This is a genomic window from Massilia sp. 2TAF26 (genome assembly GCF_052115005.1).
GTDB lineage: Bacteria > Pseudomonadota > Gammaproteobacteria > Burkholderiales > Burkholderiaceae_D > Telluria.
Genome location: NZ_JBFRFV010000004.1, coordinates 166024 through 180910, shown reverse-complemented (window position 1 = coordinate 180910; position 14887 = coordinate 166024). Strand labels below are relative to the sequence as shown.

Here is a 14887-nt window from a genome sequence, read left to right as displayed (position 1 = left end):
CTCAGCGCATAAAACACGGGGTTTACAAGGCCAGTGCTCATGCAAGGAACAACCCGCTACGTCAACTACGCAACGGCGGCCAGCATCATGATCCTGGCCGCCGCGATCGCGACGCTCATCGGCAGCATCGGCCGCACGGTGGAGTCGCGGCGCTGGGTGGTGCACACCCAGGACGTGCTGGTGCGCCTGCAGGAGACCATCAGCCTGGTCAACGAAGTGGATGCCCTGCAGAAATCGCTCCTGCTCGACCACGACCCGCAGGACCGCGCCGAGCTCGACGCCGGGCTTGCCGCCATCCCGCACGAGTGGCAGACCCTGCAGCGGCTGACCCGCGACAATCCGGTCCAGCAACAGGCGCTGCTGCGCTACCGCACCCTGCTCGACGGCTTTACGCAGGCGCTGGCCGAGGGGCTGCAGCATCCCGAGCGGCATACCCAGTCCGGCATGCGCACCCTGCGCAGGGCCATCGCCGCCCAGGAAGCGGCCCTGCGCGGCGAAGAGGAAAGGCTGCTGGCCCTGCGCGCCGCCGTGGTCGACCGCGACCTGACCCGCACCATCGTGGCCACCGGCGCGGTGGCCTTCCTCTCGATCGCACTGCTGTTCTTCGTGCGCGCCATGGCCCGCCACGAAGCCCTCATGATGCAGACCGGGCAGGCGCGCCTGGCGGCCACGCTGCGCAGCATCGGCGACGCCGTGATCGCCACCGACCTGCGCGGCCGGGTCCAGTTCATGAATCCGGTGGCGGAAGACCTGGCCGGCATGAACGCCGCCCAGGCCGCCGGCCGGCCGCTCGAGGAGGTGTTGCGCATCCTGCCGGCCGCCCCCGGGACGCTCGACCTGCCCGCGCTGCTGCGCGACATCGTCGCCGGCGCCATGGCGCCCGCGCGCATCGCGCTGTCGGGCAGCACGCCCCTGCATCCGGAAACCGCGCGCGACTGGATCCTCAGTTGCCATCCGATGCTGGTGCACGACAAGCCGGCCGGGACCGTGATCGGCATCCACGAGGTGACCGAGCTGAAACAGGCCCAGCGCGACCTGGCCGACGCCAACCTGCTGCTCGAACGCCGCATCCAGGAACGTACCGAAAGGCTGGCTGAAGCGAACATGGAACTGCGCGCCTTTGCCCATACGGTCGCACACGACCTGCGCGCGCCGCTGCGCAACGTCGAAGGCTATGCCGACGCCCTGCGCGAGGACGAATCGCCGCGCCTGAGCGAACAGGGGCGCCACTTCCTGGCCCGGCTCCGCGAGGCCGCGCGCCGCATGGACCGCCTGATCACCGAACTGCTGGCCTACAGCCAGCTGTCGCGGGCCGAGCTCAAGCTGCGGACGGTCGACCTCGAACGGGTAGCCTGGCTGGCCCTGTCCGACATCGAAACCCAGGTCTCGCGCAGCGGTGCCCAGGTCGAGATCGCCTCTCCCCTGCCCGCCGCGCTCGGCAACGAAGCCATCCTGGTGCAGGTATTCGAGAACCTGATCGGCAATGCGATCAAGTTCGTCGCGCCCGGCGTCGCGCCTTCGATCCGGATCCACGGATGCGAAGACGGCGATCACGCGCTGGTCTGGATTGCCGACAACGGCATCGGCATCCCGCCCGAGCAGCGCGAGCGCATCTTCGGCGTGTTCGAGCGCCTGCATGGCGAGGAAGCCTATCCGGGCACCGGCATCGGCCTGGCGATCGTCCGCAAGGCCATGGAGCGCCTGGGCGGCAGCGTACGGGTCGAAGCGGCAGCCGCCGGCACGGTGTTGCGGCTATGCCTGCCCATGCGATGTGGCGCCGAACCTCCTCTATAATTTAACGATTCCGCATACGATCGGTTCACAATGTCCCTGCGCGTCCTGATCCTCGACGACAATCCCGACGACCGCCTGCTGGCCAGGCGGGAAATCGAACGTCACTTCCCCGGCTGCGAAGTCACCGAGGTGGGCGAGCGCACGGGCCTGGAGCGCGCCCAGGAAGCCGGCTTCCCCTTCGACGTGGTGATCACCGACTTCCAGATGCGCTGGACCACCGGCCTGGACGTGCTCAAGCGGGTCAAGGCCCACGATCCCCAGCTGCCGGTGGTCATGTTCACGGCCACCGGCACCCAGGAGATCGCGGTCGACGCCATGAAGCACGGGCTGGACGATTACGTGATCAAGAGCCCGCGCCACTACGCACGCCTGCCGGTGGCGGTGCGCACCTGCCTCGACCGCTCCGAAATCCGCTCGCGCGCGATCCGCAGCGAGACCCGGCTGGCCTCGCTGCTCGAAAACATCGAGCTGGGCGTGTTCCGCATGTCGCTCGAGGGCGAGCTCGAGGAAGGCAACAAGGCCTTCTGGACCATGCTCGGGCTGGCGCCCGGCGAATACTCGAAGGCGCCGGGCCATCCCCTGGTCGCGGAAGTGAAGCAGCGGCTGCCGGAACTCGGGGCCACGCTCGACACCGCGGAGCTGCAGGTCCTGAGCGGCGAGCTCGGCGCCGGCGGCCGCGCCCACACCGTCAAGCTCGTGCGCGTGCGGGTGAACGGGCACGACGCCGTCGACGGCATCGTCAACGACGTCACCTCGCTGCGCCGCGCCGACCTCGAGATCCACCGCCTGAACGCCGACCTCGAACAACGCATCGCCGAACGCACCCGCCAGCTGCAGGAAGCCAACGAAGCCCTCGAGACCTTCGGCTTCTCGGTCTCGCACGACATGCGCGAGCCGCTGCGCACCATCCAGGGCTATGCCAACGCGCTCAAGCAGGACTTCGACGAAGGCCGCATGGAGCAGTCGGCGGTCTACGTCAACCGCATCGAGGCGATTGCGCGCCGGGTCGACACGATGGTGTCGGACCTGCTGGAGTTCGCCCGCCTGTCGCGCACCGAGATCCCGATCGAGACGGTCGGCGTGGCCGCGGCCATCCGGGACATGCGCACCATGCTGCAGGCCGAGACCAGCCAGGCCGGCGCCGAACTGTGCGTCGACGTGCCCGCCGACCTGCATGTCAGGGCGCACCGCCAGACTTTCGTGCAGACCCTCGTCAACCTGGTATCGAACGCCGTCAAGTTCGTCGCGCCGGGCGTGGCACCGATGGTCCGCATCGGCGCCCGGCAGGCCGGCGGCATGGTGCGCATCACCGTCGAGGACAACGGCATCGGCATCCCCGAACAGGCCCAGGCCAGGATCTTCAACGTATTCGAGCGCCTGCACAGCGAGGAAGAATTCCCCGGCACCGGCATCGGCCTGGCGATCGTCAAGAAAGGCGTCGAGCGCATGGGCGGCAGCGTCGGCGTCGGCTCGGCGCCCGGCGAAGGCGCGAGCTTCCGCGTCGAGCTGCCGGCCGCGCAGGACAGCGTATGACGTTCACCGTCCTGCTGATCGACGACAGTCCCGACGACCGCGCGCTGGTCGCCCGCGAACTGCGCCGCCATTTCGGCGACATCGGCATCCTGCAGGCCGGCACGCCCGAGACCCTGGCGGCGGCGCTCGACCAGGGCGGCTTCGAGGTCACGATCACCGATTACCAGCTGCGCTTCAGCGACGGCATCACCGTGCTGCGCGAACTGAAGCGCCGCTTCCCGGAGCGGCCGGTGATCATGTTCACCGCCAGCGGCACCGAGGAAGTCGCGGTCGCCGCCATGAAGGAAGGCCTGGACGACTACATCACCAAGACCGCCAAGCACTATCCGCGCATCGGCTATGCGGTGCGCTCCTGCCTCGAACGCGTGCGCCAGCGCGACCAGGTCGAGCAGGCGCTGGCGCGCGAGTCGATCGCCAAGGCCAGGCTGGAGATCGCCCTGCAGTCGGCAGGCATGGGCACCTGGCAGCTCGACCTCGGCACGCGCGAGCTGTCGTATTCGGAGGCCATCGGCCCGATGTACGGACGGGCGCCGGGCTTCGTCCATACCGACGCCGAGCCATGGCTGGACGACATCCACCCGGACGACCGCACGGCGGTGCTGGCGCAATGGAACGCCGCGCTGGCGGGCAGGCACGACTACCAGGCCCAGTTCCGCGCCTGCGGCGCCGACGGTATCGTGCGCTGGATCGAATCGAGCGGCAAGGTGATGCGCAATGCGGCCGGCATGCCGACCATGATCATCGGCACCGCCCGCGACGTTACCGCCGACGTGAACGTCAGGCAGAACCTGGAGCGCCAGCGCGGGCAGCTCGAAAAGGCGGACCGCCAGAAAAACAACTTCCTGTCCATCCTCGCCCACGAGCTGAGGAACCCGCTGGCCGCCGCCGGCTACTCGGTCGCCCTGCTGCGCCAGGCCGCCGCCAACCCGGCCTCCGTGGGCCGCGCGACCGAGGTCATCGACCGCCAGGTCAGCCACATGGCCAGGCTGCTGGACGAGCTGCTGGACCTGAGCCGGATCACGCACGACCGCCTGCAGCTCGAGATCCAGCGGATCGACCTGCGCCGGGTGGCCGAGATGGGCTGCGACAGCGTGCGCGCGGCGCTCAAGGACAAGGGGCACAGGCTCGGCATGTCCCTGCCGCCGGAGGCGGTGATGGTCGAGGGCGACGAAGTGCGCCTGACCCAGGTGCTGAGCAACCTGCTGAACAATGCCGCCAAGTTCACGGCGGCCGGCGGCGAGATCGACGTCCGCGTGACGCGCGAAGACGGCCGGGCGGTCGTCGAGGTGGCCGACAACGGCATCGGCATCGAGGCGCAGCGGCTGGAAGAGGTGTTCGAGATGTTTTCCCAGGCCCAGACCAAGGCCCATGGCGGCACGCCGGGACTCGGCATCGGCCTGGCGGTGGTCAGGTCCCTGGTCGAGCTGCATGGCGGCAGCGTGGCCGCCTTCAGCCCCGGCCTGGGCCTCGGCACGCGGGTGCGCGTGACGTTGCCGCTGGCCGCGGAGCAGGCCGGCGAACGGGCGGCCGCCGCCACGGACGCCGGCCCCGCAAGCGCCGAAACGCGGGTCCCGCTCGAGGTGGTCCTGGCCGACGACAACCGCGATGCCGCCGACCTGCTGGCCGAATTCCTCGCGCTGCAGGGCTACACGGTGCACACGGCTTACGACGGCAAGGCCGCCATCGAACTGGCCTCGCGCATCCGGCCGCGGCTGCTGGTGCTCGACATCGGCATGCCCGGCGCGACCGGCTACGAGATCGCCGAGTGGACCAGGCGGCAGCCCTGGGGCGCGGAGGCCACCCTGGTCGCCGTGACCGGCTGGGGCCAGGAAGTCGACGGCGACCGCGCGCTGCGCAGCGGCTTCGATGTCCGGCTCGTGAAGCCGGTCGACATGGCGCGGCTGCTGCAGGCCATCGCCGGCAAGCCTGCTCCAGGCGCTGCCTAGCCTAGGGTGCCGCTTTACGCAGGAAGCCCGTGAGCGTGCCGGCCAGCTGCGGATGCAGTGGCAGCGCCGGGTCGCCATACGATGCCATCTGCCGCTGCGGATCGGCCGGTACCTCTTTCAGCACGTGGTTCATCCCGGGGATGATGGCCAGCACGGCGTCCGGCCTGGCGGCCTTCAGCGCCTGCGCCTGCTCGACGCCGACCTGGATGTCGGTCGTGCCCTGCACGATCAGCACCGGCATGCGCAGCGCGGCGATGCGTTGGGACGGCACATACTTCATCCACGAGATCAGATAGGGCTGCACGCTTGGCCGGTACAGCATCGCCAGCGCGGGCGGCACCTCGGCCACGGTCCTGCCCTGCTCCAGGCTGGCGAGGATGCGCTCGTTGTCGGCCGCGAGCGTCGGCGGCAGCTTGCCGGCGAGCTGCTTGCGCAGCACGGCGCCCGGTCCTTCGGCCACCCCGGCCAGCGACACATAGGCGGCCGCGCCGGCGCGTTCGGCGGCCAGCATGCCGATCAGCGCGCCTTCGCTGTGGCCGATCACCGCCACCTGGCCGAAACGCGGATCGGCCTTCAGCTTCGCGATCCAGACCGCGGCATCGTCGACGTAGGTGTCGAAGCGCAGCGCCGATTCGTCCGGCGCGCCGGCCCTGCTGGCGCCGATGCCGCGCTTGTCGTAGCGGACCGAGGCGAAGCCGGCCTGGCCCAGCGCCTCGGCCAGCAGCTTGAGGCTGTTGTTGGGGCCGGGGAAGGCGGGGTTGTTGCCGTCGCGGTCGGTGGGACCGGAACCGGCGACGATCAGTACCACCGGTACCTTGCCCTCGCCCGCCGGCAGGTGCAGGGTGCCCGCGACCGTGCCGCCGGCGGTGTCGAGCGAGATCGGCTGGTCGCCGGCCGGAGCGGCAAGGGCTTGCGCCGCCACCGCCAACAGCAACATCGACAACATCGACAGCATCGGCCACAGTTTCAGGGATCGGATACCGGTATGCAGTTTCATCGCGCCTCCAAATTTGAAGTTCATCTAATTAGACATTCATCTAAATATTAAGCGCGCAGCCGGCCGTGCGTCAATGCACGGCGGGTAGCGGGATGGAAATAATCAGTGCAGCGTGCGCGCGACGCTCGGGTTCGGATCGGTGTCCGGTTCGTCGTTCATGGGCGTGCGGATCGGCGGCTGGTGCGGGTCGGGCGAGTCGAAAGGCTCCTTGGGCGGCTCTTCGATGGGCGCCGGATCGGGGGCGCGGTGCGCTTCGATGGGTGCAACGAACATGGTCGGTTCTCCTGCTGGCGGAGCCAAAACATTAACATGGGCAGCGGTTTGCCGACGCCCGGCTGGATTACAATGGCGGATTCGACACCAAGGAAATCGCCATGCTGCCCACTCCCGTCGTTGCCGCCGTCCTCGCTCCGCTGGTCCTGTGGCGCGTCTACAGCCGCATCAAGCGCCTGACGACCCGCCAGCGCTCGAAAGTGTGGCGTCACCGCACGACCCTGGTCTTCTTTCCGCTGCTGGTCCTGATGCTGGCGGCGCTGAGCCTGCAGACCGCGCCGATCGCCATTGCCGGCCTCGGCGCCGGACTGGTGCTCGGCATCGTGCTGGGCCGGATCGCCAGCGCCGGCACCAGATTCGAGCAGGCCGGCGACGAGTATTACTTCACGCCGCACGCGCCGATCGGCATGCTGGTCGCGCTGCTGTTCATCGGCCGCATGGGCTACCGCGCCTATGAGTACTATGCGCTGGGCTCCTTCGCCCACCACGAGTTCGTCACCAGCCCCCTGACCCTGTGCATCTTCGGCGTCCTCGCCGGTTACTACATGACTTTCGCGGCCGGTCTGCTTGCCTGGCGCAAGCGCACCGCCGCCGCCGCAATCGCCCAATGAGCATCACCACACTTGCCCTCATCCTCCTTCTTCCTATCCTGGTCTGGCGCATCTACCAGCGCCTGAAAGCCCAGATGACGCGCCAGCGTTCGATCATGTCGCGCCACTACACCGGCCTGCTGGTGTTCGGCGCCATGCTGCTGGTGCCCGCCGCCGGCATGGGCGGCCGGCCGCTGTCGCTGGCCGCGCTGGCGCTCGGCGCCGTCGCCGGCATCGCCCTCGGCATCTACGGCCTGCGCCGCACCCGCTTCGAAGACACCGCCGAGGGCTATTACTTCACCCCGCCGATGCGCATGGGCGTGCTGGTGGGGATGCTGCTGGTGGCGCGCGTGATCTACCTGGGCATCGAGGTCTACATGAACCAGGGCAGCAACCAGCCGAATCCGCGCTTTTCGGACAGCCCGCTGACGATGTACTGCCTGGGCATGACCGCCAGCTATTTCGCCACCTTCTCGGCCAGCCTGATGCGCTGGCGCCTGCGCCTTAGAAGAGAGAACACATGAGACTGAACCGCCGCCGTTTCCTCGAAGCCGTACCGATCGCTTCACTGGGCCTGGCGGCGGGCAGCAGCGCCCACGCGCAATACGGCGGCGCGCCGCCAGGCGGCGCGATGCCTTCCGCGGACATGGACACCCTGGTCGTGCTGGCCGGCGACACCCTGCCGCGCAACCCGGCCGCCGAACCGGCCCGCCTGCAGGCGCTGCTGGACAGGCATGCGAAGCCGGCCGACGGCTACCTGGCGGGCGGTGCGGTGGCGGAACTGGAAGCGAAGTTCTCTGCCCTGCTGGGCAAGGAAGACACGGTCTTCATGCCGACCGGGACCCTCGCCAACCACATCGCCCTGCGCCTGCTGTGCGGCGAGAACCGGCACGCGCTGGTGCAGCAGGAAAGCCACGTCTACCGCGACGAATCGAATACCGTCACCACCCTCAGCGGCATCAACCTGGTGCCGCTGGCGCCGGGCGGGGCCGCGCCCACGCTGGAAGAACTGAACGCGGCGATCGAGCGCGCCGAGGCCGGGCCCTACCCGATCAAGGTCGGCGCGATCGCGCTGGAAAGCCCGGTGCGCCGGGCCCAGGGCGCGAGCTTGACGCCGGCGCTGGTGGCCGGGATCGCCAACATCGCGCGCGCGAAGAAGATCCCGCTGCACCTGGACGGCGCCCGCCTGCTGCTCATGAGCGGCATGGAGGGCTTTCGCGTAACGGACTATTGCGCGCACTTCGACACCGTCTACGTCTCGCTCTACAAATACCTGGGCGCGCCCTTCGGCGGCGTGCTGTCCGGCCCCAGGCCGCTGATGGCGAAGGCGCGCGAGCTGCGCCACCTCTTCGGCGGCGCGATCTACCACGGCTGGCAGGCCGCCCTGCCCGCCCTCGACGCGCTGGACGGCGTCGAAGAGCGCTATGCGCGCGTGCGCGCGGCCGGCGAACGCCTGCTGGCGGCGCTGGAGCGCACGCCGGGCTTCAAGGTGAAACGCATCGAGAACGGCAGCAACCTGGCGGTGCTGGAGTTCGCGCCGCAGCGCCTGGCCGGACTGGAAGAGCGCCTGCAGAAGGCGAACGTACGGCTCAGCAAACTGAACGAGGGGAAGGCGCAGCTCGGCTTCAACGAGTCGATCCTGCGGCGGGATACCGATTACCTGCTCAAGGCGCTGGCAGGCTAAGTACTTAGACCAGCGACTCCCAGCTCGGCAAATCATGCTTCCTGCGCTGGTGGGCATAGTAGCCGGCCATCGACAAGCCGAAGAACAGCCCGGCACCGCAGGCGCTGAGTAGGGCCGAGGGCATCTCCGTGTTGTGGCGGGACCAGAATCCGACCCACATGACCAGGCCCCAGCCGACGGCGAACCAGCTGCCCGACAACAGGGCGGCGGCGGCGAAACCCATGAAATGCGGCGGCCGCACCTGCACACCGCAGCGCCACAGCAGACGCATCAAGGGCGGCGCGTAGCTGCTGCATTCGATGCCGCTCTGTTCCAGCAACTCGATGGCCCTGTCTCGTCTTGCCTGGAATTCCATTCTTTCCCTCATCGAAAACGTTTCCCGATGATATCAGCCGACGATGGCCGGGAAATGCGTCAATTCTCACGCACGTATTTCGGCAAGGATCTTGCGCAGCTCTAATACGCAGTACCGGGCCCGGCAGAGAATCGCCGTAAAACCACGCTTCCCGGAGCTCGCATGGTCCTTACCCTCCTGGCCAGGCACTGGCTGGCGCGGCGCCACTATCCTCTACCGTCCTGGCTGGCCTGCGTCGCGCGCAGCCTGCGGGTGCTGCTGTTTCGGCACGCGCACCGGCAACTGCTGGCGCTGGACATCCATCGCCGCTACGTGGCCCTGGCGCACGACGACGTCTTCCACCACCTGAGCCACCGCCACTACCTGGCGAAAGGGCTGTCGCTGCGCCAGCGGGTGCATTGCGTACTCGCCCATTACCGTTTCGAAGAAGGCGCCTTCGACGCCGCCTACAAGCGCGCCGTCTACCGCAACGGCGGCCTGCTCCTGTGGCGGCATGCGGATGCGGCCGGCGGCGGGCGTTTCGAGATCCGGCTGGAGATGGCGCCGCGCCTGAGCGCGGAAGGCGACCTGACGATCGCCATGCGCGCCGGCGGTGTTTGCCTGCACCGCCTGTCCTTCAGCTGGGTCGAGGGCGCCTTCGCCGGGGTCGCCGCGCCCGTCGTCCCATTCATCGCACGCAACCAGGGCCACCGTCTCGATGCCGGCGCCGCCTTTGCCGCCTTCGAGCAGGCCTTTCTGCACAACTCGCCCGGCTTCTTCTGTTTCGCCGCCCTGCAGGGCATCGCGCTGGCCCTCGGCATGCGGCAGGCCGTGGCCGTCAAGGCCGCATGCCAGAGCGCCTGGAAGCCGGCCGACGCCAGGCATTTCGCGAACGCCTACGACGGCTTCTGGGAAAGCCTCGGCGGCGTGCCGATGGCGGGCCGGTGCTGGCGCATCGCCCTGCCCTTTTACCTCAAGCCGCTGTCCGGCGTGCCCGCCAGGCACCGCAAGCGGGCCGCGCTGCGGCGCGGGTGCTGGCAGGCGATCGAACGGTCGGCGCGGCTGGCGCTGCAGCGGCACCTGGCCGGCAGCGCCGCGCACTGATCCTCAGGCAGCGAAGCCGCCGTCGATCAGCAGGTCGGCGCCGGTCACGAAGCCCGCTTCCGGGCCGGCCAGGTAGGCCACCATCGCCGCCACTTCGTCGGCATGGCCATGGCGCGGCAAGGCCATCAGGCCGTGCAGGCTCTCGGCGAACTCGCCTTCGGCCGGGTTCATGTCGGTGTCGATCGGACCCGGCTGCACATTGTTGACGGTGATCCCGCGCGGCCCGAGATCGCGCGCCATCCCCTTGACCAATCCGGTGAGCGCCGACTTGCTCATCGCATAGGCGGCGCCGCCCGCGAACGGCATGCGCACGGCATTCGTGCTGCTGATGTTGATGATGCGCCCGCCATCCCGCATGTGGGCGGCGGCGGCCTTCGAGGCCACGAACACGGCGCGCACATTCACCGCCAGGGTCTGGTCGAGGTCGGCCAGCGAGAACTCTTCCACGGAACCCAGCCGCAGCACGCCGGCGCTGTTGACGAGGATGTCGAGGCGGCCGAAATGGTCGGCGGCGCGGTCGATGGCGCGGGTCAGGGCGTCGGCATCGGCGGCGTCGGCGCGGATCGCGATCGCTTCGCCGCCGCCGGCTTCGATCTCCGCCACCAGGGCTTCGGCGGCGATGGCGGACGACTGGTAGCCGATCGCGACCCTGGCGCCTTCGCGGGCCAGGCGGCGCGCGGTGGCGGCGCCGATGCCGCGCGAACCGCCGTTGATGAAGGCGACCCGATTGTTCAGTCTGGAGTCCATGATGCTTTCCTTTCGTGTGGGTGGTTGGTGAGGAAAGTATGGTCCGGACCACTTGTTCCCGGTAGTCGGCAATCCGGTATTACACTTTCAACCATTGGTATAAGATGAAAGCATGCAAACCGATCTTTCCCCCCACCTCGACTGCTTCGTCGCCGCCGCCGACGAGGCCAGCTTTTCCGCCGCCGCCAGGCGCCTGGGCCTGACCCCGGCGGCCGTCAGCAAGAGCGTGGCGCGGCTCGAAGCCGGCGTCGGCGTGCGCCTGTTCCAGCGCAGCACGCGCAGCCTCAGCCTGACGGCGGAAGGCGAGCGGCTCTACCGCCAGGTGCGCCTGCCCTGGACCGAGATCGCCGATGCCCTGGCCGACCTGCGCCAGGACGCCGGCAAGCCGGCCGGCACCCTGAAGATCGCGATGGCGCCGGCGGTCGGCCGCATGTATTTCGTGCCGCTGCTGGAGGGCTTCCTGGAACGCTATCCGGACGTGGTGCCCGACCTGCATTTCGATAACCGCCAGGTCGACCTGATCGGTGATGGCTTCGACGTCGCCATCGGCGGCGGCGTGGAACTGACGGACGCCCTGGTGGCGCGCGAACTGGCGCAGGCGAGGTCGGTGCTGGTGGCGGCGCCCGGCTATCTGCGGCGCTTCCCGGCGCCGGAAGAGCCGGAGCAGCTGTCGCGCCATCGCGGCCTGCTGCGGCGCGCGCTCGGGTCGGGCCGCCTGATGCCGTGGACCCTGAAGAGCGGTGCGGGACGGGAAGTCGTGGCGAACGTGCGGCCGGTTGCGGTGCTGGACGATCCGGAAGCGATCGCGCGCGCGGCCGCCATCGGCCTGGGCATCGCGATGCTGCCGATGCCGCATGCACTGCCCTTGCTGGAGACCGGAGAACTGCTGCGGGTGCTGCCCGACTGGCACGGGCTGAACCGCCCGCTGGCCATCTACTACTCGAGCCGCAAGCTGCTGCCGGCCAAGGTGCGGGTCTTCGTGGAGTATGTGGTGGAAGCGTTCCGCACCGGCGGTGGCGCGGAACGCTTTTCAAGCCGCTGACCCGGTGTCAGGCCGCCTTTGCAGCCGCCTCGCCGGCTGCGCGCCGCTGCAGCACGAAGATCGGCTGCGCCCACTGCACGTCCTTCTTCTTCTTGCTGGTGATGAGGGTCAGGTCCGAAGGATCGTAGACGTCCGTGTTGTGGGTCAGCGGGGTCGTCATCAGGTACTGGGCGTCGGTGTTCTTCAGGAACTCGCCGACCAGCTGGATGTTGCGGATGTCCAGGTGGGCGAAGGGTTCGTCGATGAACACGAAGCCGCCCGAGCCCTCTTCCGACTTGAGCAAACCGATCAGCAGCACCAGCGACTTCATGACCTGCTGGCCGCCGGACGCTTCGCCGTCGTTCATGCCGATCTGGCCCTTGCCGTCGAACTTGAAGCGCACGTGCAGGCCGGCCTGGGCCAGCTGCAGGTCGTCGTTCTCCAGGCGCACCGGATCGACCGTGACCTCGATATTCGCCAGCTCGCCCAGCTCCCTGATGTTCTTCGAGTAGGTCTTGATCGTGTAGCGCAGGCGCTCGATGTAGGCGCCGCGCGCATTGTCGGTGGCTTCGATCGCGCGGTTGTTCTGGTAGCGCCGCTCCTCGGTCTCGTTCTGGCGGTTCGACAGCTGGTCGTTCAGGCGCTCGTACTGGTCGATCACGGTCGGATCGTGTTCCCAGTCGCTGCGCGCCAGCGAGGTGTCGAGCGAACCCACGCGCAGCTTCACCTGGTGGGTGTTCTGGTGCGCGGCCACCAGGGCGGCGCGGCGTTCCGGCTGACGCCAGGCCTTCGGCACGTGGCGCCAGTTGCGGCGCAGCTCCAGCAGGGCGCGCGCATGATCGCTGCGCTGCTCGATCTGGCGGCGGTGGTTCAGGCGCATGCCGGCTTCCGCTTCCGACAGCGCCATGCGGGCGTTCTGCCACACGGTGTCGGCGCGGGTGCGGGTGACGGTCGCGTTCTTGGTCAGCACCTGCAGCTCGCCCAGGCGCGCGCCGACTTCCAGGCGCTCGGTCTTGAGCGGCTCGATGGCGCGCGTGGCTTCCTCGAACTCGGCCTGGCGCGCGCTCAGTTCCTTGACGGCGTCGACGCCGGCGATGCGCACGCGCAGCGCCGACACCTCGGTCGCCAGCTTGCTGATCTCCAGCGTCAGCTTGTCTTCCTGGGCCTCCAGGGCCGGCAGCGCTTTCTGGATCGCTTCCAGGCGCTGGGTCTTGCCGGCCGCGCCGAAGCGGTAGCGCGAGGGCTCAACAAATAACGAGCGCCCGCCGCGGCGTTCGCGGTGATACGCGTCCGGCGTGATCCACTCGTCGGCATCGCTCTTGAAGCCGGCGTCGACGGATTCGACGCGCTCGATGCGCTCGAGCTGGTCGATCAGCCAGGACGGCGCCTTCGAGCTGAAACGCACCACCGACAGCAGGGTGTCGTCCTTGACCACCGGCGCGCTGACGCAATCCGGCACGATGAAGTGGCGGTAGCGCTCCTTTTCGGCCAGCTTGTACGCCGCCGGCGCATCCTTGGCATTCTCCAGCAGCACCACCGAGGCGTAACCGCCCAGCACGCCCTCGACGGCGCCCTGCCATTTCGGGTCCGTCACTTCGACGATATCGGACAGCATCGCATGCCGGATGTTCGCGTCGTTCAGCGCGCGGCGCATCAGGCGCTGGGCTTCCGGTTCCGGCATCGAGCTCTTGCCCTGCAGGGCCGAGATGGTCGACAGCTCGCCGGCGATGCGTGCCGCCAGGTTGTCGCGCTCAGTCTTCTTCTTCGCCAGCTGCGCTTCTTTGGCTTCCAGCTGGGTGGTCACCTCGGCGATGTCGGCGCCGGAATCCGCAGCCAGCTTCTGCAGGCGCTCCTTCTGTTCCAGCAGGCTTTCCAGGGGTTTCAGCTTGCGGTTGACTTCCGTGAGGCGGCCGGCCAGGGTGTTCGCTTCCTGCTCCAGCTGCACTTCCTGCTGCTGGGCTTCGGTCAGCGCGCGCTGCTGGGCCGCCAGCGCGTGGCGCTTCTCGGCCAGCTGGCTGTCGGCCTGCATCAGCGGCTTCTTCGCTTCGCGCAGGGCGCGGCTGGTCTGGGCCGCCTTTTCGCGCGCCTCGTGGTATTCCAGGCTGGGCAGCGCTTCCTCGACCAGGGCGCGGCGTTCCTTGTTCAGGTCTTCCCACTGGTGATAATTCGCGACGCGCAGGCGCAGGCCTTCGAGGTTGATGCGCGAGGTTTCCAGCTCGGCCTCGAAACGCTTCAGCTCCGTTTCGGTATCGCGCTGGTGGCGCTTGGCTTCGTCGTAGGCGTCCAGCACTTCCTTGTCGCCGAAGACCTGGAACACCAGGTCCAGCAGCTGGCGCGGCGAGTATTCGCACAGCTTGTCGGTCTCGCCCTGCTCCAGCGCCAGCACCTTCGACATCGCCGGCGACAGGCCGGCCGAGGCCAGGCGTTTCCGGTAGTTCTCGACGCCCAGCCAGTCGCTGGCCTCGGTCACTTCCTCGATGTCGATATTCCCCGGCCGCATCAGGTACTGGCGCTTCCAGTCGCCGCCGTTCTTCTGCACCTGGCAGAACAGCGTGACTTCGTCGTCGCTGAAGAAACCGCTGTGGCGGAACGGACGGTTCGACAGCTGGCGGCCGGACGGCTTATTGTCGACCACGGCGCGGATCCAGGCGCTCTGCTGGCCCGAGTGGCGCGCATAGTGTTTATAGGTGCGGCCCATCGAGCAGTCGAGGCCGAACAGGGTGCGCAGCGCGTCGAGCAGCGTGGTCTTGCCGGAGCCGTTCTGGCCGGCGATGGTGATGATCTTGGCGTCCAGCGGGATGTTCTTGATCCGCTGCCAGTAGTCCCAGTGGACCAGCTCGAGAGATTTAATGTGGAACATGCGC

Annotated in this window: 13 protein-coding genes; 8 read left to right on the top strand and 5 right to left on the bottom strand. The window is 68.6% G+C overall.

Annotation, left to right across the window (positions count from 1 at the left end):
• Positions 1-39: 39 nt before the first annotated feature.
• Genes AB4Z32_RS05995 through AB4Z32_RS05985 form a run of 3 tightly spaced genes read left to right on the top strand, consistent with a single transcriptional unit; the run spans position 40 to position 5273 of the window.
• A complete protein-coding gene (locus tag AB4Z32_RS05995; RefSeq protein ID WP_441935008.1) occupies positions 40-1794 on the top strand; it encodes a sensor histidine kinase in 1755 nt (584 codons plus the stop codon).
• A gap of 30 nt (positions 1795-1824) precedes the next feature.
• Positions 1825-3327: a sensor histidine kinase gene (locus tag AB4Z32_RS05990; RefSeq protein ID WP_441935007.1), complete on the top strand. Its 1503-nt coding sequence runs from the start codon at positions 1825-1827 to the stop codon at positions 3325-3327.
• The gene (locus AB4Z32_RS05985; RefSeq protein WP_441935006.1) at positions 3324-5273 is read left to right on the top strand and encodes a response regulator; all 1950 of its coding nucleotides are present in this window, start codon (positions 3324-3326) and stop codon (positions 5271-5273) included. The genes AB4Z32_RS05990 and AB4Z32_RS05985 overlap by 4 nt, the downstream gene beginning before the upstream one ends.
• Before the next feature lies 1 nt (position 5274).
• On the opposite strand, the gene AB4Z32_RS05980 is transcribed toward AB4Z32_RS05985, so the two are convergent.
• Entirely contained in the window at positions 5275-6270 is a 996-nt protein-coding gene (locus AB4Z32_RS05980; protein WP_441935005.1) for an alpha/beta hydrolase, read from the bottom strand.
• A gap of 102 nt (positions 6271-6372) precedes the next feature.
• Positions 6373-6543 carry a hypothetical protein gene (locus AB4Z32_RS05975; RefSeq protein WP_441935004.1) on the bottom strand — a complete coding sequence of 57 codons (171 nt, stop codon included), beginning with the start codon at positions 6541-6543 and terminating at the stop codon, positions 6373-6375.
• A 101-nt stretch (positions 6544-6644) separates the two neighbouring features.
• Between AB4Z32_RS05975 and AB4Z32_RS05970 the strand changes: the two genes are divergently transcribed.
• The 3 genes from AB4Z32_RS05970 to AB4Z32_RS05960 are packed head-to-tail and all read left to right on the top strand — an operon-like array spanning position 6645 to position 8817.
• Complete coding sequence (locus AB4Z32_RS05970; protein WP_441935003.1) at positions 6645-7154, top strand: hypothetical protein; 510 nt, start codon at positions 6645-6647, stop codon at positions 7152-7154.
• A complete protein-coding gene (locus AB4Z32_RS05965) occupies positions 7151-7657 on the top strand; it encodes a hypothetical protein (protein ID WP_441935002.1) in 507 nt (168 codons plus the stop codon). Before AB4Z32_RS05970 ends, AB4Z32_RS05965 begins: the two co-directional genes overlap by 4 nt.
• Positions 7654-8817 carry a threonine aldolase family protein gene (locus AB4Z32_RS05960; protein WP_441935001.1) on the top strand — a complete coding sequence of 388 codons (1164 nt, stop codon included), beginning with the start codon at positions 7654-7656 and terminating at the stop codon, positions 8815-8817. The genes AB4Z32_RS05965 and AB4Z32_RS05960 overlap by 4 nt, the downstream gene beginning before the upstream one ends.
• 4 nt (positions 8818-8821) lie before the next feature.
• On the opposite strand, the gene AB4Z32_RS05955 is transcribed toward AB4Z32_RS05960, so the two are convergent.
• Positions 8822-9172 (bottom strand): DUF6404 family protein, encoded by a 351-nt coding sequence (locus AB4Z32_RS05955; protein WP_441935000.1) that lies wholly within the window; start codon positions 9170-9172, stop codon positions 8822-8824.
• 162 nt (positions 9173-9334) lie between these two features.
• On the opposite strand from AB4Z32_RS05955, the gene AB4Z32_RS05950 reads away from it, so the two are divergent.
• Entirely contained in the window at positions 9335-10255 is a 921-nt protein-coding gene (locus AB4Z32_RS05950; protein ID WP_441934999.1) for a DUF535 family protein, read from the top strand.
• A 3-nt stretch (positions 10256-10258) separates the two neighbouring features.
• Here the strand turns inward: AB4Z32_RS05950 and AB4Z32_RS05945 are convergent, their stop codons facing one another.
• Positions 10259-11002: an SDR family oxidoreductase gene (locus AB4Z32_RS05945; protein ID WP_441934998.1), complete on the bottom strand. Its 744-nt coding sequence runs from the start codon at positions 11000-11002 to the stop codon at positions 10259-10261.
• Between the two features lie 112 nt (positions 11003-11114).
• Here AB4Z32_RS05945 and AB4Z32_RS05940 point away from each other — a divergent pair, with 112 nt between their 5' ends.
• Positions 11115-12044, top strand: a complete 930-nt coding sequence (locus tag AB4Z32_RS05940) for a LysR family transcriptional regulator (protein ID WP_441934997.1) — start codon at positions 11115-11117, stop codon at positions 12042-12044.
• A 7-nt stretch (positions 12045-12051) separates the two neighbouring features.
• Here AB4Z32_RS05940 and AB4Z32_RS05935 read toward each other — a convergent pair whose 3' ends face one another.
• Positions 12052-14883 (bottom strand): ATP-binding protein, encoded by a 2832-nt coding sequence (locus AB4Z32_RS05935; protein WP_441934996.1) that lies wholly within the window; start codon positions 14881-14883, stop codon positions 12052-12054.
• Between the last annotated feature and the right edge of the window lie 4 nt (positions 14884-14887).

Excerpts from the sequence above, each read along its gene's own strand:
- AB4Z32_RS05995 (WP_441935008.1), top strand. The coding sequence starts at position 40 with ATGCAAGGAACAACCCGCTACGTCAACTACGCAACGGCGGCCAGCATC.
- AB4Z32_RS05990 (WP_441935007.1), top strand. The coding sequence starts at position 1,825 with ATGTCCCTGCGCGTCCTGATCCTCGACGACAATCCCGACGACCGCCTG.
- AB4Z32_RS05985 (WP_441935006.1), top strand. The coding sequence starts at position 3,324 with ATGACGTTCACCGTCCTGCTGATCGACGACAGTCCCGACGACCGCGCG.
- AB4Z32_RS05980 (WP_441935005.1), bottom strand. The coding sequence starts at position 6,270 with ATGAAACTGCATACCGGTATCCGATCCCTGAAACTGTGGCCGATGCTG.
- AB4Z32_RS05975 (WP_441935004.1), bottom strand. The coding sequence starts at position 6,543 with ATGTTCGTTGCACCCATCGAAGCGCACCGCGCCCCCGATCCGGCGCCC.
- AB4Z32_RS05970 (WP_441935003.1), top strand. The coding sequence starts at position 6,645 with ATGCTGCCCACTCCCGTCGTTGCCGCCGTCCTCGCTCCGCTGGTCCTG.
- AB4Z32_RS05965 (WP_441935002.1), top strand. The coding sequence starts at position 7,151 with ATGAGCATCACCACACTTGCCCTCATCCTCCTTCTTCCTATCCTGGTC.
- AB4Z32_RS05960 (WP_441935001.1), top strand. The coding sequence starts at position 7,654 with ATGAGACTGAACCGCCGCCGTTTCCTCGAAGCCGTACCGATCGCTTCA.
- AB4Z32_RS05955 (WP_441935000.1), bottom strand. The coding sequence starts at position 9,172 with ATGGAATTCCAGGCAAGACGAGACAGGGCCATCGAGTTGCTGGAACAG.
- AB4Z32_RS05950 (WP_441934999.1), top strand. The coding sequence starts at position 9,335 with ATGGTCCTTACCCTCCTGGCCAGGCACTGGCTGGCGCGGCGCCACTAT.
- AB4Z32_RS05945 (WP_441934998.1), bottom strand. The coding sequence starts at position 11,002 with ATGGACTCCAGACTGAACAATCGGGTCGCCTTCATCAACGGCGGTTCG.
- AB4Z32_RS05940 (WP_441934997.1), top strand. The coding sequence starts at position 11,115 with ATGCAAACCGATCTTTCCCCCCACCTCGACTGCTTCGTCGCCGCCGCC.
- AB4Z32_RS05935 (WP_441934996.1), bottom strand. The coding sequence starts at position 14,883 with ATGTTCCACATTAAATCTCTCGAGCTGGTCCACTGGGACTACTGGCAG.